Source organism: Sorangium sp. So ce281 (genome assembly GCF_051527395.1).
Classification (GTDB): Bacteria; Myxococcota_A; Polyangia; order Polyangiales; family Polyangiaceae; genus Sorangium; species Sorangium cellulosum_B.
Genome location: NZ_CP150322.1, coordinates 4,327,392 through 4,346,629, shown reverse-complemented (window position 1 = coordinate 4,346,629; position 19,238 = coordinate 4,327,392). Strand labels below are relative to the sequence as shown.

Below are 19,238 nucleotides of genomic sequence, written 5' to 3'. Positions count from 1 at the left end.
CGCGAGGGGGCGCTCAACGTCGCCCGCTCCGCCGGCGCTCGCCCCGGCGCTGGGGCGAGGGTGGAGCGAAGATCCCCGCGAGAAAATCGACGAACACGCGCACCTTCGGCAAGAGGTGCCGGTTCTTCGGGTACAGCGCGTGAATCGGCCAGGTCGTCGTCGGGAACTCGTCGAGCACGGTCACGAGCGTCCCCTCGGCCAGCGCGTCCTTCGCGAGGAAGTCGAACATCGCGATGACCCCGCTCCCGGCGATCGCGAGGTGCCTCAGGACATCCACGTCGTTCGCGTGGAACGGCCCGGAGATGGGCACCTCGAGCACGGCATCGCCGTCTCCGGTCAGGAAGCGGAACCCTGTGGGCCGCCCGTCGCGCAGGTACCCGACGCAGTCGTGGCGCGCGAGATCGGCCGGCGTCGCGGGCGCGCCGCGCCGCGCGACGTAGGACGGCGCCGCGCAGTGGACGAGGCGGCTCGCGCCGAGGCGGCGCGCGACGAGGCTCGAGTCGCCGAGCGGGCCGATGCGCACGAGCAGGTCGAGCCCCTCGGCCACGGGGTCGACGTGCTGATCGCGCAGCGTCAGGTTGATCCGGACGTCGGGGTAGCGCGCCGCGAAGCGCGGCAGGCTCGGCGCGATCACGTCCCGTCCGAGCGCCACCGGCGCGTCGACGCGCAGGAGCCCCACCGGCTGCTTGCTCGCGCGCGCGATCGCCTCGGTCGCCTCCCCGAGCTCCTCGACGATGCGGACGCAGCGCGCGTAGAAGGCCTGCCCGTCGTCCGTCAGGCGGAGCGACCGCGTCGTGCGCGCCAGCAGCGCCACGCCGAGCTCCTGCTCGAGGCGCATCACGCGCCGGCTCACCGCGGACGGCGTGACGCCGAGCCGGCGCGCGGCGCCCGAGAAGCTCCCGGTCTCGACGGTGGCGACGAGCAGCTCGATCGCGGCGAGCGAGATCATGATCTGTGCTGAAATAGCACAGGTGACGTTCCCTCGCGCGGACTACCGCGCCCGGAGGAATGGATCTACGGATGGGGTGTCCAGGGAAGATTGGAGGACACGCCATGAAGACTGTCATCATTCGGAAGAACGCTTCGGAGTCGGACGCATGGACGCTCGCCGAGCGCCCCGCGCCCAGGCCCGGTCCGGGGCAGGTGCTGGTGCGCGTCCGCGCCGCGTCGATCAACTACCGTGACCTCATGGTCGTGCGCGGCCGGTACGGCGGGGAGCGCAAGGACGAGCTTGTCCCGCTCAGCGACGCGGCGGGCGAGGTGGTTGCGATCGGAGCGGGCGTGCGCCGCTGGAAGGAGGGAGATCGCGTGATCTCGACGTTCTTCCCGGCGTGGGCCTCGGGGCCGTTCCGCGGGGAGTACCGTGCGACGACGCTCGGTGCGGGCGGGAACGACGGCGTGCTCGCGGAGCTCGTGGTGTTCGGGGAGGACGCGATCGTCCGCGCGCCGGCGCACCTCGGGTTCAACGAGGCGGCGACGCTGACGTGCGCCGGGGTGACGGCGTGGACGGCGCTGTTCGAGTCGGGGCCGCGGCCGGCGCCTGGGGCGACGGTGCTTGTCCAGGGGACCGGCGGCGTGTCGCTGTTCGCCGCGCAGCTGGCGCGCGCGGCGGGGCTGCGCGTGATCGCCACGTCGTCCAGCCCGGCGAAGATCGAGCGGCTGCGCGCGCTCGGCGTGACCGAGGCGATCGACTACCGGAAGCAGCCGGAGTGGCACGAGGAGGTGCTGCGGCTGACGGGCGGCGAAGGGGTGGACCGGGTGATCGAGGTGGGCGGCGCGGGGACGCTGCCGCGATCGATGCAGGCGGTGAAGACGGGGGGCGTGGTGAGCTTGATCGGGCTGCTGAGCGGGGTTGGGAGCCAGATCGATCCGATGCCGATCCTGTTCCGGGCGATCCGCGTCGAGGGGGCGGTGGTCGGGTCGCGGCAGTCGACCGTGGAGCTCGGGGCGGCGCTCGAGCTGCACGGGATCAGGCCGGTGGTCGATGAGGTCTTTCCGATCGAGCGGGCGAACGAGGCGCTCGCGAAGCTCGCGGCGGGGAAGCACTTCGGGAAGGTGGTGATCGGGATCGACTGAGGCGAAGCGGCGGCGAGGAGGGAGTGGCAGCGATGGCCGAGCCACCTCACCCTGGAAACGCCACCAGCAGATGCGCAGCGGTCCAGCGCGCTCGAGCGCCGCGCTCGAGCGCGTCAGGGGACGGTCGGCTCGCAGCGCAGGTGTTCCCCGCGGCTCGTGGTGCACCACCTGCCGTCCGCTGCCCCTTCGAGGATGCCGAGCTCGCCCAGCGCACGCAGAAGGCGGCGCGCCCGCTCCTCTGGCAGGCCACAACGCGCTGCCACTTCCGCCTCCGTCGCAGGCAACACCTCGATGACGCCGAGCTCCACCGCTGCCGCCAGGGCTTCGGTCTTCCAGAAACCCACCAGGTCCGCGGAGAGCGCCGCGAGCGCGCTTGGCAAAGGGGCCCGCAGCACGTTCACCGTGCGCCCGGCCTCATCGATGATCTCCAGCGATCCATCGAAGCGCTCGACCCGCGCCTGGCCATTGTAGAACGGCTCCACCATCGCGAACCGCTGACCATACGCAGGCTGCCCGCGGCCATCCACGTGCATCCACCCCCGCTCGTCGCGGGCGCGCGCAAAGCCCTTGTGGAACACGTCCAGGTCGAGATAACGGCGACCGTGGACGAGCTCGCCGCGCGCATCGATATGCGTGGAGCGGCCATCCTCGCCCTGTGCGACAGCGGCGCCGTCGCGGTAATCGCCCGCGTAGCGCCACCGCCCCGCATACAGGGGACGCCCGGCCTGATCGATGTGGCTGTAGAGTCCCTCGCTGTCGCGGACCACGCACCGACCGTCCTGGTAGTTGCCGCACCAGGAGTACCGCTCTGGATAGAGCTCGGCGCCATCCGGCAGGATGTGATGCCAGCCCTCGGGAGCCGAGACGGCAGCGCGCCCTTCATAGAAACCGAAGGTCCTCTCGAACCTCCGCGCGTAGGCGGGCTCCCCGCGCGCATCGATGTGCCAGGCCGTGCTGCCACACCGCACGGGCGAGAGGCCCGGGGCGTGGAACGCGAGCACCTCCTCGAAGCGTGCGGAGTACAGCGGCTCGCCGTCCACGAGGTGGTGCGTCCTCTCCGGGGCGACCCGGGCACATCGCCAGTCGTTCATGGCTCACCGGCCGGCCGCCGCATGTTGCACCCAAGACAGAGCGCACGGCTCCGGTAGGTCTTGAGCATCCGCAGGTAAGGCTCACCGTTCCATATCTCCATCAGCCCCGCCTCGTGGAGATTGCCGAAATCGCCGAGCGTCCTGCGCTCCGCGTCGGGTGCGCAGCACGGGTCGAAGCGTCCCTCGGCGCTGATCCACACCTCCTGGCCAAGAAACGGGCAGCGACCTCCCGGGGCCAGGTCTTCGGGAGCCGACTCGTCGAGCAGGAAGATGTTCTCCAGCAGCACGTGCTTGCCGTTCGGCAATGCGCGCTCCGACGCCGCCTCTCGCGCGGCCAGCACGGCCTCGTTCCAGCGCCGGATCGCCGCGGCATCGCGGCGCATCGAGAGCGGCTTGATCTCCTCGAAGTGCGCCCACAGGTGATGTCCCTTGACGCGGTCCACGCCGAGGCCGATCGCGAGCCGCACGATGTCGGCGAGCTCGGCGACGTTCGCCTCCAGGAACGTGAGCTGGAACGTGACCCTGCAGCGGTTCCCGCCGTCGGCGGCGTGCGCGTCGCGGACGGCGATGAACGCCTGCACGTTCTCGAGCACGGCTTCCCAGCGCGCTCCAAGCATGATCAGCTCGTGCGTCTGCCGCGTGGCCCCGTTCCAGGAGATCTTCACGTCGGAGGTGATCGGCACGAGCCGTACGGCCCATTCCCGGGCCCCCCGCCGCGGGAAGGTCCCATTCGTGGTCAGGTTGAGCTTGACCCCGTGCTCCCGGCAGATGTCGACGATCTCGTCGAAATGGTCGTACAGGAGCGGCTCGCCCATGGTGGAAGGGATCACCTCGCGGAGGCCGCGGCCGGCCGACTGGGCGATCACGCGACGCACGAGCTCGATCGGCATCGACCGGCGCGGCTTTCCAGCGGCCTTCCGCGCCTCCTGCAGAGGGCTGTAGGGCGAGTGCTCCTCGCACATGATGCAGCGGAGGTTGCAGGTGTCCGGGTTCGTGTCGAACGTGATGCGCCACGGCCCCTGGCCGGGCTCGATCCGAGCGGCGTCGCGGCGGGCGATGACCTCGGCGTAGATGCGCTCCATCGCCTCGACGTGGCCTGCGAGGTCGGGCACGTGTCCGGACTCGGACTGCGCGTACCCGCGCTGGCCGAAGCGGCGGGCGAGCGCCGGATCGTCTGCGAGGCGCTGCATCTGGCGCGACATCGAGGAAGGGTCGCGGTGCTCGAAGAGGAGGCCGTTGACCTCGTGGTGCACGTACTCGGCCATGCCGCCGGCGTTCGCGGTGATCACCGGCACGCGCGCCTCCAGGGCCTCGTGGATGACGAGCGGCGAGTTCTCGACCCAGATCGATGGCACGACGATGCAATCGACCCTGTCGAAGACGTCGCGCACGATATCCTCGTTGCGGTACTCGGGCAGCCACTCCACGCGAGCGGCCGCGTCGCCCGGCAGCCTCTGCGCGATCGCGCGGAGCGCCTCGGTGTCCTGCCCGCGCGGCCGACCCCAGATGCGGAGCCGAGCGTCTCCCCTCACCTGGCCAAAGGCCTCGAGGAGCTGGTGGATGCCCTTCGCCGGGATGTGCGTCCCGATGTACCCGAAGGTGAACGGCTCCCCCGGGGTTCGGGCGCGCCCGACGAGGCGGGAGAGATCGAAGCCATAGTCCAGGTAGACCAGCTTGCGCTCGGGCAGACCGAACGCCTCCCGGTACCGGCGCTCCAGGTAGCGCGCGGGCGCGATGAACAGGTCGACGAGATCGGCCATCTCGCGCACGTGGCGCATCCGGCGCGCGACCCAGCCTGTCCAGTACGCGACGTCTTCCTCGCGCTCGTCCGGCGCGCCCGAGAAGAAGCGCGCGTAGCAGCGCTCAGCGCATTTTCGGTCCTCCTGGCCGTCGCACGCCGCCCACAGATCGTCCGGGTCCGCCGGGTGCGTCTGCATGAACTGCCCGCGCGGGCACATCACCCAGTAGTCGTGCAGCGTGTACACGACGGGGATCCCTCGCCCGGCGGCCTCCGCGACGAGCGAGGTCGAGAGGTGATTGAGGTGGCCGATATGGACCACGTCGGGACGGAGTCGGTCGCAGAGCTCGGCGAAGCGCTGGTCGACGCCGGCGTGCCGGTAGCCGTCTCGAACGCGCGGCGTGTTGACGAGGTGGAGCGAGATGCGCGGATCGTCGGTGTCCTTCTCGTGGCGGAGCGCGAAATCCGGCGCGAACGGGTCCTCCTCGCGCGTGAAGACGTGGACCTCGTGGCGCCCGGCGAGCCCGCGACAGAGCGTCTGCGTGTAGACCTCCGAGCCCGCGTTGTAGCGCATGGGATAGCCGTGGATGACCTGTAGGATCTTCATGAGCTCTCCTCCATACCGCCGAGAGTGAAGAGCGCCACTCGCGCTTCAGGCTGACACGCTGCAGTCCGGGCTCAGATCGATGCGCAGCTCCGCCATCAACGCGTCCAGCTCCGACCGGGGTACCCGCTCGATCAGGTAGGCGACAAGGTCCTCCTGTCGCGGCTGGCCAAAGACCATACGATAGACGGCGAGGGAGCTGCGCAGTCGCTGGATGCGCTCTCGATCATGGCTGAGCGGCAGCGCAGGGACGTGCCGTTCAATGCGCGCGGCGCCCTCGAGGAAGATCCAGTACGGTACGATATGCGTCGCGTCTGCGGAGCGCCGCTCCAGGGCGCGGGCGAACATGGCCTCCCAGCGATCGCGGTCGCCGTCGTGAATCGCCGCTTCCCCGTGCGCCTCGGCGATGTTCTTGCGCACCGCGTGGCCCTTGTAGCGATGAACGCGGCCCTCACGCTGCTCGAAGTCGACCGGGTTCGACGGCACGTTCCAGTGAACGACGGCGTGACAATATGTATGGAAGTCGAGCCCTTCCTGGCCCACAGATGTCGTCGTCAGCACAAATGGCCAAAACGGCGAGTTGAACGCTTTGCGCACGTGGTCAGCGCGCGTCACCAGGGACCCGTCATCCGACCGCTCATCTCCATACCGGAGAGCGAAATGCGTCCGCAGATTGCGGCTCACGCGCCTCACCGTGCGGCCGGCCTCGCTGCGCACAAGATCGTCGATGGCGACACGCGACGTCCGGAGCTCAATCGCCTCCACGATCTCGTCCGCCACCTCGTGAACGCGCTCGCCGATCGTCCCGGCGAGCAGGCCCAGGTGATCGCGGAGCACGTGCACGTACTCGTCGAGCACCGCCTGGAGACAGCCGTTGACGCAGTAGTCGAGGACCTGCCGCCAGTACGGCGTCGTATCATCGTCCCGCCTCATGCCGCGCAGGAGCGCCACCACCTCGGGCTGGTTGAACCGCGCGCGGAACGCCCACGCGGTGGTCCCCGCGCCATTGCGCAGGGCCGTCCGCCCCGCCTCGTCGAGAGCGGATTCCCCGCCCACGACATGGAGCATCGCCCGGAACATGGTGACCGCAGGCCCGCCGATGGCGAGATGCGCCAGGACATCTACAAGGTCGTCGGGCATCCGCCCGAGCGCTTTCTGCCCTTCCGCCGACGTCGCCGCGGCCACGCCGCCGAGCGCGACGGTCCGCGCCTCCTCGACATGCTCCGCCCAGCGGCCCCGTCCGGCGCGCTCCTCGCCCTCGGCAGGCTCGTCAGCGTCCGCCGCGCCGGACCATGCCGCAGCGAGGTCCTCTTGCTGGAACCAGGCGACAGTCGTCGCCTCCCTGAGCTTGCGGTCGAGAAGCAACGGCGCGGCCCAGTACCAGCGCTCGTCCGCAGGGCCATCCGCCCGGGTGCGGGGCAGGTGCTTGTCCACGGCGAACTGGATCCGCTCCTTCGCCAGCTGAAGGATGTCTGTCGCGGGGATCGCGCCCAGGCTGCACGGCGCGTCGCCGCACGACCGATCCCGGGCGAGCTCGACCGAAAGCTTCGCAGGATCGCACGCTTCGGCGAGGTAGAGGCTCGGGTAGAGCAACGCGAGCACGGCCATGCCGGTCAGGCGGCCATCGGCCTCGGCACCGAAGCGCAGCGACCCGCGCCGCCCCGCCCGGTACTCCGGTGTGTACTCCGCGCCCGGATCCTCGCTGAACACCCGTCGTTCGACCTCGTAGCTCAGCATCGCCGCGATGGCCCGTGGGACTACCCGCCACGACGAAAAGACGAGCCGCTTCGTCAGCCGCGCCACGCCCGCATCCGCGAACGGCCCGCCGAGCGCGTAGTACGGCATCGCGGGCGGGATCCAGAGCAGGCGGTGGGCGCCGGTCCCGAGGAGCTCGTCCACCAGCGCCCGCATCCGCGGGTTGCCTGGCTCGACTTCCTTATAGCCGTGAACCTTGTCCCAGGGCAGCGTGGCCGTCGGAGAGACCGACAGGGCCCGGGCGACAGGCATCCTCTGGTCGCCCGCGTCGAGCGCCTTGCGCAGCTCGGTCTTGAGCTTGTAGCCCTCGTCCAGGAAGCTGAGCACATAAGGCGCGCTCTTCCAGTACTCGATGGCGTCCTGCTGCCCGACCACCCGCGACACGGCCTGCACGGCGAGGTAGTCGAGCACGTCGCTCGAACGAAGCTCCAGCGGCGCTCCGGTCACCTCGACGAGCATCCCGTTCCGGTCCGGCGTCGAGGCGAGCCGCTCGGTCCGGACCATCACCCGGCGGAGCCGCTCCGTGAGCCGCCCGGTCGCTCTGCGGAGGCGCTCGGGCCCATCGGCCTGCGTCAGCCCGAGGACGGCGGACTGGTACGCTTCCATCTCGTCCTCGATCAGGCGGGTGCCGCCCGTCTTCCCCTCGAGAAAACGGATGGTGCGCACGAAGTCGCGGTAGTGGTCGTCCTCGCCCTCCTCGTCGCTCAGCGTGTACATCTTGTAGGGAGTCGCCGACAGGAGCAGCACCCGGACCTTCGGGTACTCGAACACGGCGCGCGCGAGCACGCTCGCCTCATCCTCGTCGTCGTCGAACAGATGGCTGAAGCGCTGGAACTCGTCGAGGATCACGATATCTGGCTCGAGCGCCTCGACGCAACTCTCCGCCAGCACCGACCGGAGCGCGCCGACGAAGCGGCCGCGGGCGCGGCCGGTCTCCTGGTCGATCGTCCGGCTCGACGAGGAGAAGGCCTGGCACAGCGCGTCGAGCTGCGCGCGCAGATCGACTGCGCCTCCCTCCCTCTCCTGCGCCACGCGCTTGGAGAGCGCCTTTTCGAACGCCTCCTGGGCGGCAACGTCGATCAAGGATCGGTCGAAGCTGTCGATCCGTTCACAAAAACGGTCGGCGCCGACGTGACCACGAAACACGTTGATCATCGCCTTGCCAGCGCCGAGATCCCACGCCTTGCGGAGCATCCAGTAGAGCAGCACCCGCTCCTGCGCCTGGCCCAGCCCATCGCGTACGTCGAACGACGTCGCCGGCGTGAACGAGATGAAATTGACCCCGGTGCTCGTGCTCTTGAGCTTGCCCACCTCGAGGGGAAGCATGGTCAGGCGCGACGCCAGGGCCACGTGACCGTCTCCATCGAGCTTCAGCCGCTGGATGTTCTGCCTCGCGATGTCACCGTTCGAGCAGATGTACAGCACGTCGATGCGCGGCACCGTCGCGCGCAGGTGATCGATCGCGCGCGCGATCACGCCGCGAGCGACGAGCGTCTTGCCGAGGCCGACCTCGTCCGCCACGAGGAAACGACCACTCCCGCCCTCTTTCTCATAGAGCCGCTCGAACACCCAATCGACCGTCCGCCGCTGGAAGTCCTTGAGTCCTGCCAGCACCGCATCGGCGACGCGCGCCTCCTTGCCTCCGTTCATGACCGGCCTCCTCTGGAGCGCTGCGCCTCCCAGGCGGAGCGAACGGGCTCCCAGATGCGCCAGAGATCGGGCGGTAGCACGGCCGCGCCCTCCGGGGTGGTCCCGAGCTCCCGCACCGCGCGTTCGAACTCGCGCAGCCGCTCCGGCTCGTGATCGAGCGCCCGAAGAAGGGCCTCGAGCAGCGGCGTCCCCGAGCCCCCGTCGGACCAGCAGGATGCCGCCCCTTCCGGCGTGCCCTCCGCGTCGAGCAGCTCCTCGATGCCTTCCACCGGATCGAGCGCGAGGAGCATCCGGAGAAAGCGCATCACCTTGGCTGGATCATCGAGCATCGCCAGGAGGATGCGCGCATGCCGGTGCTCCGGCGCCCCGTCGAGCGGGGCGTTGACCACGAAGACGATCCGCTCTGTCCGCGCGCCCTCCTGAACCACGACACGGAAGGCGAAGAAGCTCGTCAGGGCCTGAAACGAGCACCGGGAGAAGGTGGTCGACGCGCCGGCACTGGACAGCGACAGGCCCATCGCGTGATCCGGCGGGAGCGCGATCGGCCAGCAGCGCACCTCGGTGCCCGGCCCGAAGTCGAGCTGCACGCCCTCCGCGCGGAGGTGGACGCAGTAGCGCTCGGTGTCGTCCCCCGACGCGGGCTCGCGCTCGACCTTCGCCCGCCATGGAGCGCTCCCCAGCGCGAGGCGTAGGCCGCGTAGCCGACGGTCGAGCGCCGCGTCGACGGGGTCTTCGGGCACAGCCTCCCCGGACGGCGTGAACGGCACGAGGAGCGCTCGCAGGGCAGCCGACCCGCCGCCGTCGCCGAGCGCAGCGTCAATGCCCACCTTGCCCTTCTTGCCCGTGAGCTCGACGAGGAGCTCTACGTTCTCGTGGAACGCCGCTCGCGTCGCGTTGGCGGATCCCGTCCATACATGCGCGCTACGCCCCGCATCGGCGATATAGAGCTTGGCGTGAAGCCCGCGCGCGGCCGTATCGGCGGTGATCGCCTCGCCGGCGTCACCGTCCCCGCCGGAGTCACCGTCCTCACGCTCGCCCTCCGCTCCTTCATTGAGGACGTGCACCTCGTCGAAGTGCGCGAACGTCGCGGGGGAGACGCGGGCGAGCTCCTCCGTCCGCGAAACGAGCACGTGCCCGCTCCCGGTCGTGGTCAGCCGCCCGAGCGTCTCTGCGGCGACGAACGGCGAGATCACCAGCATCCGATCGATCCGTGTATCGAACGGCCACCGCGTCTTGTCGTCATGGCCGAGGGGCCAGAACTTGAGATCCTCGAACCCCTCCGGCTCCTCGAACGCGACGCGGCGCACCTCGTCGGCAAGGAGCGCGGTGTCCGTGACCACCCGCCCGGAGACGGGGCGCACCGCGAGGCCAGGGAGCGCCGCCAGGAAGTCCCCGAGCGGATGGTTCCGGGCGATCGCGTTGGTGCGGTCCTTGAGCTCGCCCTCCAGCGAGAGCATCGTGTCCCACGACCGATCGAAGGTGAGGTTACGGGAGTTGACCAGGACCCGATACCGCACGGGGCCGTCGACCGAGGTGAAGCGCTGCACCCATACCTTGGGGTGGAACACCCCCTGTTCGCTTCGCGCGCGCACCTGGACGACGGACCCTTCCAGGTAGGCGAGGAGCTGGCGGTACTGCGCGGGGCGCGCGATGCAACCCGCCTGGCAGAACACCACCAGCTTCTCGGCATGGGCGCGCACGGCCTGGAGCAGCGCCGTCGCCCCCAGCGGCTCGGCCTCGTCGGCCGCTGGATCCCCGCGGCGTGCGATCCGGTCGAAGAGCGAGAAGGACAGCGGCGCGACCAGCAATGCGATCAGGTCGAGCGAGTAGGTCGTGGCGAGGGTCCGGTCGACGACGTAGCCGTCCGGGGGCCGCAGCGCCTCGAGGAGCACCCGTCGATCATCCGGCTGAAGCATCGTCCCCTCCCCGGCCCAGGGCCGTGTACAGGTCGGCGAGCAGCCGGCTCGCCGACGCCCACCGGTAACTGAGGCGCGCCGTGCCCGATTCGCCCCCCCAGAGCTCCAGCGCGCGGGGGTTGGTGAGCCGCGCCCGGCCACCCTTGAGCTGCTGCTCCCGCTGCCACACCAGCGCGCGCGCCGCCTTGTCATCAGGCCCACCGCCCGGCTTGTCCCAGGGCGCGAGCTTGAGCCAGCCCTCGACGAACGCCTCTGTCGTCCGCGCCACGCGCGTGCGCTGGCGGACGAGGCGCCAGAATGCGGAGCGATCCCAGGCAGCGATCGCCTTGCGCCGTCCGAGCATCTCTTCCGACCACTCGGCGAGCGCGCCCCGGAACCGCTCCACCGCCTCGCGGTTCCCCGTCGTTCGCGCGCGCTCCTCCGCGAGCAGCACGTTGTAGAGCCACGCCGCGCCTTGCATCGTCTCCGCGAGCAGCCGCGCGTGCGTGAGCGCCTCCTGCACCTCGCCGGAGAGCTCACCGAACTGGGGGTGCATCCAGGCATAATCGACCGCGGCGGGGCGGCCGCGGCGGGCCAGGAAGGCGAGCAACGAGCGCGGCGCAGCGAGCTGGATCCGATCGGCGAGGTAGCGCGCCTCCTCGCGGCGCAAGGCGAACCCGGCGTTGCCCGGGAAACCATCGGGAGGATCAGGGATCTCGGCGTGCCAGTTGCGGCGCGCGCGCCCGTCGAGCCGCTCGCCGTCGTCGTCGCGCCCCGCGCGGTCGCGCGCGGCGTAGAAGCGGTCGAGGGAGCGGTGATAGTCGTCCTGCGAGCCATCGAAGGCGCGGATGCCCCAGGCCTCGAGGCCGAGCCAGTAAACGTTGCTCGGCAGCCGTTTCAGCGTCTCGCCGGCGAGGCCACCGATCGTGCCGAGCGGGTCGTCCGACGCCTTCAGCACCTGGATGAGCTTCGTCTCCGCCTTGCGCGCTCTGGCCTCGATCTCGCTCGAGGGTGTCTTGCGCGCCTCGAGCTCGCGGTAGATCCAGGGCACGAACAGGAAGTACCTGGCCCGCGTCTGGATGACGCTCGTGCCCGGGAAGAAGAGGTCCGCGAAGGCGTCGCGGATGCCACCGAGCCCGAGCTCGTCGCGCGTGTCGCTCTCCTTGAAGCGGTCGATCGCTTCGAGGACGCGCTGCCGCTCCCGATCCGAATGATCCAGCCAGGTGAACGTCGAGATCAACGCAAGCTCCTTTCCGGTCGGGCGCGCGTCACGCCCTCACGACCACCCCCGCGTCCACCAGGTTAAGCCATTGCCTCTCGAGGCTCGCCGCGAACCCCCGGTCCTCGATCGCCACCCCTGCCTCCAGGTTCCGCGTCTGCCCACGATCCGTGAAGTTCGCCGACGTGATGAGCGTGTACTCGTGGTCGATCACGACACACTTCGCGTGCAGGCTGACCGCGCTCTGCCTGTCTGCCGTCCTCGGGTCGAAATAGACGACCGGCCTCGGATCGCCGAACGGCCACATCAGCCGGAAGAACAGCGCCACCACGGCCTGCCCCCGCGCCACATTCCCCTTCGCGGCCACGAGCGGCGCCGACACCAGGGGCCAGCTCTGCCCTGCGCCCTTCGCCGCCTGCTCCAGCCGCCTGGCGAGCTGATCCACGTCGACGAAGAGATCCGCCGTCACCCCATGGTCGACCATGCCCCGGTGCAGCGACGCGAAGAGCTCCGCGCCGTGGTCGATGGAGTAGCCGGCGACGAGCACGTGCTGCCGCGCCCGCTCGAAGAGCTCGGGCAGGAGGACCCGCGTGTGGCGAGAATGGCTGACGCCCGGGTCGTCGCCCGTCCAGACCAGGGTGAGCCTGGCGGCCTTGCGATGCCGCCGCTCGGCGAGCACGACGTCGACGACCGCGTGAATGCCTTCCCGACCGAGCTTGAGATAAGGCCGCAGCGCGTCGACGAGGTGCCCGAAGCCGTTGGCCCGGAGGCCCGTCTCGCTCATCGGCGCGCGCACGTCCCCCCGGTCGAGCGCGGCGACGAGGGCGAGCAGATCCTGCTCCGTGACCGCGGATAACCCCGCCCCCGTCACGGGCGGACCTTGAAGAAGGCGAGCTCGGGATCGTGCCCCATCGCTGGCACGACGAGCGCCCGGTCCAGGTAGCGGTTGAATCGCTCACACGCCGGCTCTGCGACGAACAGGCACCCATGGCAGGCGGCGCCCTCGAGGTGGCGCCCCGACTGGTCCCCGGGCGAATGATGCGCGCAGACCGGATCGTTCGAGCACAGCGAGGCCATGTCCCAGGCGCGACGGAGGTGCCGGCCGATGAAGCGACCTTGCTCGACGAGCCCTCCGAGCGTGCCCTCGGCGCCGCTCGTCCCGGTCATGATGAAGATCGCCGCCATCGGCAGGTCGTCGGTGGCCGGCGCACAGTAGATGCGCTCGGAGAGCGCGCTCGCCGAATAGCCGCACTGGAGCGAGATCGAGGACACGAGGAGGTGCGAGAGCGAGTGCAGGAGGTAGAACCTGGCCCCCGGAAACTTCGGCCCCCGGTTGTTTCCCTTGAACTCCTGCTTGTACCCTTCGGCGAGCTCCTCCTCACGACGAATCACCGCCGGTCGGGTCTCCCATTTCCGAACGTCCTCTTCGTCCAGGCAGACCAGCACACCCTCGCCGAAGATCTCTGCCGCCGGCAGCCAGGTCGGCGTCAGCCCGAGCGGCTGGAGGTTGCTCGTGTCCTCGGTTTCGCCCTGCAGGTTCATCTGGGTTGCCGACAGGCGCGTCAGGCCGATCTGGGCGCGCACCTGACGCACCTTCTTGGCGAGCACGATGCGGCTCACCTTCGGCGGCAACGGATGCCGCTCCGGAGACAGGCGACAGGCGAAGAAGTCCTCGTCCCGCGGCGGAAGCTGGCCATCCACCTCGTCCTTCGCCTCGAGGAAGACCTTGTACTCCGCGGTCCGGAGCTCGTCCCTCGCCGGCGACTTGCCCTTGCGGATCGTCTCCATCGCGGTCCACACCTGGTCGTCGTCGTAGTCGCGCAGCGCATTGCGCACGGAGGCCACGACCTTGCGCAGCAGCGCGAGCTCCTCGCGCTTGGCCTCTTGCACGACATTCCACACGTCCGCCTCGCTGACCTTGTTCAGGACCTCGCGCGCCTTGTCGGGGATCGACAGCGCGCTCATCCATTGCGAGAAGTAACCGCTGCTCGCGGTGCGGACGAGCAGGTTGAGCTTCTCCTCGCAGCCCTTCTCCTCGCGTCCCTCGAAGCCGAGCCACGGCCTCTCCCCCCGGCACTGGGGCAGGATCTTGGGCTCGCGCGCCTCCGAGAGCTTTCGCTCGGCGCCGCAGACGCCGCAGCATACGCGGATATGGGCGAAGTCGCCGGACGCGTCCTCCTTGAGATGGAGATCCAGCGATTCGCACCGCGTCTCCTGGGACGGGTGCACGAACCAGCTCCAGGGGAACTCGTCGAGGTGGCCGCGCTTGCACGTCGCCACGAACCGCACGGGGACGCAGAAGCCCTGCTGGGTGTTGGTGCAGCGGTGAACGTAGCGCCCCTTCTCACGCTCGAGGTTCCTCGACGGCCCGAGCGCGCGGCAACGCTGGCAGAGGAACCACGACGGGAACTCGGCGACCTGGATACCGTTGTATTGCGACGGCGCGTCGTCGTCGCCCGCGGGGGGCAGCCGGAACGCGCGGTTGATGCTGAGCTCGATCCCGAGCTTCGAGCCGACCCTGGCGAGGATGGCGTCGCGCAGGCGGGGCTCGTCGATGAAGCCCTGATCCTTGTGCCTGTCGTAGCGCCAGAAGTCGGTGCCGCCGATGAGCACGGCGTGGTCGAGCAGGTCGACCATCGCGCCCGGACCGAACGTCATCACGACCTGGCCCAGCCGGATCTTGCCCTCGGGGGGCTTGTGCCCACCCTTCGCGGTCTTCTTTGCGATGGCCATCAGCCTTGCCTCCCCAGGCGCCGCCCGATGAGCCAGAGGTGCGCGGTCGACTCGACGTCCCGCAGCGACGTGGGCGCCGCGAAGCGGCCATCGGGCGTGTCGGGGCCCGGCCGCTCCTCGTCGAGCGGCGTGTAGAGCAGCGGCTTGCCGCCGACCTTCTCCCGGTCGAACTTCGAGTACCGGCGCTGCTTTGGCTCCTCGGGGGTCGACCGCACCAGATCGGTCCAGGTGTCGAGCAGGTTGTGCCCGCGCATCCGGAGCTCTTCCTCGAGCTTCTTTTGCCCGTCTTGATTCAGCTCGGGCTGGCCGCTCGCGCGCGCGGCGATCTGGTCGAGGACGGCGTTCGCCAGGTGCCGGTTTGCCGGCAGCCCCATGGCGCCCTTCGGCAGCGTCAGATCGCGGGAGGCGAACCGGACCATCGCGACGAGCATGCCGACGAGGCCGCGGTCGAGGGCGGGACCCGAGAACGGCGTCACGCTCGTGGCCTCGACGAAGCGGTAGAAGCTCTCGTGGTAGGCGGCGAAGTGCTCGTAATGGGAGCGATCCCGCGGCTTGTGGAGGTTGTACACGGTCACCACGAGCCCCGGCCACCTGTCCTGGCGGCCGACGCGGCTCGACGCCTGGATGTACTCGGCCGTCGTCTTCGGCTGCCCCGCGACAACCATCAGGCCGAGTCGATCGATGTCGACGCCGACCGAGATCATGTTGCTCGCGAGCAGCACGTCGATCCGCTCGGGATCGCTCCAGGGCTTGTTGAGCCGGTCCTTGGTGCGCTTCACCGCGTCAGTGTGCTCGCGGCTCGTCAGCTCGACCGGCTCGCCGAGCTCCCGGTCGGCGAACCAGAGGTGCTTGCCCGTCGCGTTCATCGGCCGCGCCTCTTCCGCCTGCGCGGCGCGGCCGAGCACCTCGTCCTCGACCAGCCGCCGCATCCCTCCGAGCTCCCGGAGGCTATTGAAATAGCCGGCGAGCGTCATGTACGCGTCCGCCGTCTGCTCGGGCGACGACGACGGGTCGTAGGTCCTCATCGCCCCCGCGAGCAGCGTCCGGTACACCCGCAGGAGGATCGCCTTCATGCTGCGCCCCTGCGCGGCCACGCCGACGTATTTCCGGCCGGGGCTCTTCGTGTCGACGGTCGCGAAGTACGTCTCGGAGTCGTCGATGCCAGGCGGCGGGAACACGCTCACCGTGCTCGCCGGGCGACCGAAGAGGGCCTGGATCTGGGTATCGGCGCGGCGGACCGTGGCTGTCGCGGCCAGCACCTTGGGCCGCACGACGCCGGTGCTGGTCTGGCGCGAGCAGAGGGCGTCGACCGCCGTCTCGTAGAGGCCGACCATGGTGCCGAGAGGTCCCGAGATCAGGTGCAGCTCGTCCTGCACGATGAGCTCGGGAGGGGCGAGACCGCCGGGGAGGTTCTTCGCCGTGCGCGGCGGCTTCCCGTCCATCGGGCCGTAGAAGCGCCGGCCGTCGCGCGCGCCGACCTTGCCGAACAGCATGCCGGCCTCGCCGCGCCAGGGCATCATCGCGAACTTGTCGACGGTGGCGATGAGGAAGCTCGGCAGCTCCCGGTAGACCTGCTCGTCGACGAAGACGACCGGGATGCCCTCGTCGTTGTTGGCGCGCGAGAACTCGCAGATCTCGCTGGTGCAGCCGACCCGCACCTCGTCGGGCGCGGTCTTCGAGGGCAGGAGGGTCAGGCTGCCCGCGCCGAGCTCCTTGCCGCACCACGGGCAGGTTGGCAGCGGGCAGGGATTGCCGTTCGCGCCGAGCTTGAAGCCGGTGACGAGCTTCGACGCCTCGTCCAGGGTGTTGGCCGTGGCGCTGCGCCCGACCCAGAGGCCCACCGAGAAGCGCGTATCGCCCAGCACAGCGGGCATCTTCCGGCGCTGGGATTCGAGCGCGCAGACGAGCGTCGCCGCGCGGCCGAGCTGGTCGAGCGTGAGCAGGCGCAGGGTGTACCGGAGGAGCACGGCGACGCCGAGACCGCCGTCGGGCAGCTTCGCCCGCCGCAGGCGGCGGAGGAGCAGGCAATAGGCGATGACGCCGAGGTACGCCTCCGTCTTGCCGCCGCCGGTCGGGAAGAAGATCAGCTCGACGCGCTCGCGGTCCGGGTGCTCGCCGCTGGCCACGCCGTGGAGGTTCATCAGCAGGAACGCGAGCTGGAAGAGGCGCCATTCGGGGCGCTCGCCGCCCTGGTACCGGGAAGGGCTCCGGTGCCGTGCGGCCTCGGCCATCGCCTCGTTGGCCAGGCAGAACGCCTGCCGGACCTGCCTGTCGCTCTCGAGGAGCGCGATGCCCTCCTGGATCCGCCGCCGGGCGTCGTCGGCCTTCCGCATGAGCTCGTCGCGGGTCTCGGCGCGCCTGTCGCCCTCGAGCGCGACGCCTCGCTGCCGCTCGATCCACGCCCCGTAGGCCGCAGGCAGGCGCTGGAGCCGCTCGCGCACCACCTCGGCGCTGTCGAGCTTCGCGAGCTCGTCCATCGCGACGTTCACGTCGTCTTCCTCGTGCGCAACGACCCGCCGCACCTCGTATTCGGGGAGCCATGTGGTCTTCACGCGGACGACCGAGCTCTGACCCGGGGGCACCACGACAGCGACGCCGTGACCGACCGCGTACTCGACGCGCTCGCGGAACTGGAGATCGGCGACCTTCTGGTCCCACTGGTCGCTCTCCTCGTCGGAGAAGTTCGGCCGCGGGACGATGCCCTCGGCGCACGCGATCTCCATCTCGATCTGGAAGACCATCTGCTCGTCGCGCCGGCCCTTCTCGCCGGCGCCGCGCTGGTTCACGACGAAGAGCGCGAGCGCCTGCGTCCCCTCCCGGAGCCCGCGCGCGTGCTCGACGGCCTTGATCTGGCCGTAGATCACGAGGCCCACCGTGTCCCGGAGGCGGATCCCGTTCCTGAGGATCTGCGGGTCCAGCGGGACGTCCGTGGCGATCGTCTGCCGCGGTGTTCGCTTCCAGACGCGCTGCCCTCGGCCGCGCCCTTCGGGCTTCACGGTCTCGGGGTGATACTCGGCGAAGCGGACGGTGGCCTTGACGTCGCGCGTCTCCTTCGGGACGAGCACGCTCATTCCGATGGACGCGGGCCAGAGGTTGGGGCGCTTGTCCTCGGGCTCCTCCCCCTGGGTTTCCTCCTCGGGCTCGTCTGGGCCGGCGCCGAGGCTGTCGTCGGCGGTCGGGTCCTCGGGCTCGCGTTCTTCTTCGGAGGCGAGGAAGCCGGTGAGGTAGTGGCGGGACGGCGGAAGCTCGAGGACCTCCTGCTCGACGATGCCCTCCTCGTCGAGCTGGTAGGGGCCGATCAGGTCGGCGTGCAGGGCGCGGACGAGGTGGTCGCGGGGGTTCGTGGGCGGGCTCCTCTTCGGCTGCGTCGACGTGCTGTCGCTCATCTGGCCTCCTCGGGCGGCGCGAGCCGCGCGCGTGAATGTTCCATGGCGGCGTGGAGCCTGCGGGCGAGCTCGTCACGGGGCGGCAGGACGGTGAGGTACTCCGCGACGTGGATGCCCGTCTTGCCCAGCTCCAGGAGCTCGATCTGCTCGCGGCGCTTGCCGGCGCAGAGGATGATCCCGAGGGGTGTTTCCTCTCCGGGCTCGCGCTCGTGGCGGTCGAGCCAGCGCAGGTAGAGCTCCATCTGCCCCTTGTACTCGGCCTTGAACGCGCCGACCTTCAGGTCGACCGCCACGATCCGCTGGAGCTTCCGGTTGTAGAAGACGAGGTCGATGTAGAAGTCGTCCCCGTCGATCTGGATCCGCTTCTGGCGGGCGACGAAGCAGAACCCGCTCCCGAGCTCCAGGATGAACGCCTCCAGCTCGCGCAGGATGGCGTCCTCGAGATCCTTCTCGAGGTAGCGGTCCTGAACGCCGAGGAAATCCAGGACGTAGGGGTCCTTCAGGAGCATCTCGGGGGTGACCTGGTCCTCGGCCCGCAGCGCCGCGATCTGGGCTTCGACGACGCGCTTGGGCTTGCGGGAGAGCGCGGTCCGCTCGTAGAGCATGCTGTCGATCTGCTGGTGGAGCGCGCGCACGCTCCAGCGCTCGACGCGGCACATCTCGGCGTAGAACGCGCGCGCGAGGGGAGCCTCGAGCGGCAGCAGGAGAACGAAGTGGCTCCAGGTCAATTGTCGCGACAGCGTCGCGACAATCGACTCCTCGGGGAAGGCCTCGGCGAACTGGACCATGCGCCGCAGCGTCTTCTCCGAGAAGCCGCGGCCGTAGCGGCGCTGGAGCTGCTCCGCGAGCGCGGCGATCACCCTGTCGCCGTAGGCAGCGCGGGCGTACCGGAGCACCTCGGTCCGGATCCGCGCGCCGATGCGCCAGTAGAGCCGGGTGAGCACGGCGTTCACGGTCACCGCCGCCCGCTGGCGTGCCGCCTCGATCAGGCGGCTGATGTCCCCGACGAGCTTCGAGGGCGCCACGGAGGGCGCGGGCGGCGTCTTCACGAGCGGAGCCGCCTTGGGAGCGCCCCGGCGAGGTCGTGCCGC

The 19,238-nt window shown here is 70.0% G+C and carries 11 protein-coding genes; 1 reads left to right on the top strand and 10 read right to left on the bottom strand.

Features of this window, described 5'->3' with window-relative positions; genetic code table 11:
* Positions 1-13: 13 nt before the first annotated feature.
* The gene (locus tag WMF27_RS16365; protein WP_437767949.1) at positions 14-949 is read right to left on the bottom strand and encodes a LysR family transcriptional regulator; all 936 of its coding nucleotides are present in this window, start codon (positions 947-949) and stop codon (positions 14-16) included.
* 104 nt (positions 950-1,053) lie between these two features.
* Between WMF27_RS16365 and WMF27_RS16360 the strand changes: the two genes are divergently transcribed.
* On the top strand, positions 1,054-2,076 hold the full coding sequence (locus WMF27_RS16360) for a zinc-dependent alcohol dehydrogenase family protein (RefSeq protein WP_437767950.1): 1,023 nt from the start codon (positions 1,054-1,056) through the stop codon (positions 2,074-2,076).
* Between the two features lie 113 nt (positions 2,077-2,189).
* Here the strand turns inward: WMF27_RS16360 and WMF27_RS16355 are convergent, their stop codons facing one another.
* From WMF27_RS16355 to WMF27_RS16315, 9 genes are read right to left on the bottom strand one after another with little or no spacing between them, the layout of a single operon-like run.
* Positions 2,190-3,167, bottom strand: a complete 978-nt coding sequence (locus tag WMF27_RS16355) for a methyltransferase family protein (protein WP_437767951.1) — start codon at positions 3,165-3,167, stop codon at positions 2,190-2,192.
* Positions 3,164-5,512 (bottom strand): glycosyltransferase, encoded by a 2,349-nt coding sequence (locus WMF27_RS16350; protein WP_437767952.1) that lies wholly within the window; start codon positions 5,510-5,512, stop codon positions 3,164-3,166. The genes WMF27_RS16355 and WMF27_RS16350 overlap by 4 nt, the downstream gene beginning before the upstream one ends.
* Positions 5,513-5,557: 45 nt before the next feature.
* Complete coding sequence (locus WMF27_RS16345; RefSeq protein ID WP_437767953.1) at positions 5,558-8,914, bottom strand: helicase-related protein; 3,357 nt, start codon at positions 8,912-8,914, stop codon at positions 5,558-5,560.
* Positions 8,911-10,830 (bottom strand): hypothetical protein, encoded by a 1,920-nt coding sequence (locus tag WMF27_RS16340; RefSeq protein WP_437944270.1) that lies wholly within the window; start codon positions 10,828-10,830, stop codon positions 8,911-8,913. The genes WMF27_RS16345 and WMF27_RS16340 overlap by 4 nt, the downstream gene beginning before the upstream one ends.
* On the bottom strand, positions 10,814-12,049 hold the full coding sequence (locus WMF27_RS16335) for a DUF6361 family protein (RefSeq protein ID WP_437767955.1): 1,236 nt from the start codon (positions 12,047-12,049) through the stop codon (positions 10,814-10,816). Before WMF27_RS16335 ends, WMF27_RS16340 begins: the two co-directional genes overlap by 17 nt.
* A 28-nt stretch (positions 12,050-12,077) precedes the next feature.
* Positions 12,078-12,899: a phospholipase D-like domain-containing protein gene (locus WMF27_RS16330; RefSeq protein WP_437767956.1), complete on the bottom strand. Its 822-nt coding sequence runs from the start codon at positions 12,897-12,899 to the stop codon at positions 12,078-12,080.
* The gene (gene drmB / locus WMF27_RS16325) at positions 12,896-14,761 is read right to left on the bottom strand and encodes a DrmB family protein (RefSeq protein WP_437944269.1); all 1,866 of its coding nucleotides are present in this window, start codon (positions 14,759-14,761) and stop codon (positions 12,896-12,898) included. The genes WMF27_RS16330 and drmB overlap by 4 nt, the downstream gene beginning before the upstream one ends.
* Positions 14,761-18,147 (bottom strand): DISARM system helicase DrmA, encoded by a 3,387-nt coding sequence (gene drmA / locus WMF27_RS16320; protein ID WP_437767958.1) that lies wholly within the window; start codon positions 18,145-18,147, stop codon positions 14,761-14,763. The genes drmB and drmA overlap by 1 nt, the downstream gene beginning before the upstream one ends.
* Positions 18,144-19,196, bottom strand: coding sequence for a PDDEXK nuclease domain-containing protein (locus WMF27_RS16315; protein ID WP_437767959.1), 1,053 nt, complete (start codon positions 19,194-19,196; stop codon positions 18,144-18,146). The genes drmA and WMF27_RS16315 overlap by 4 nt, the downstream gene beginning before the upstream one ends.
* Positions 19,197-19,238 lie beyond the last annotated feature (42 nt).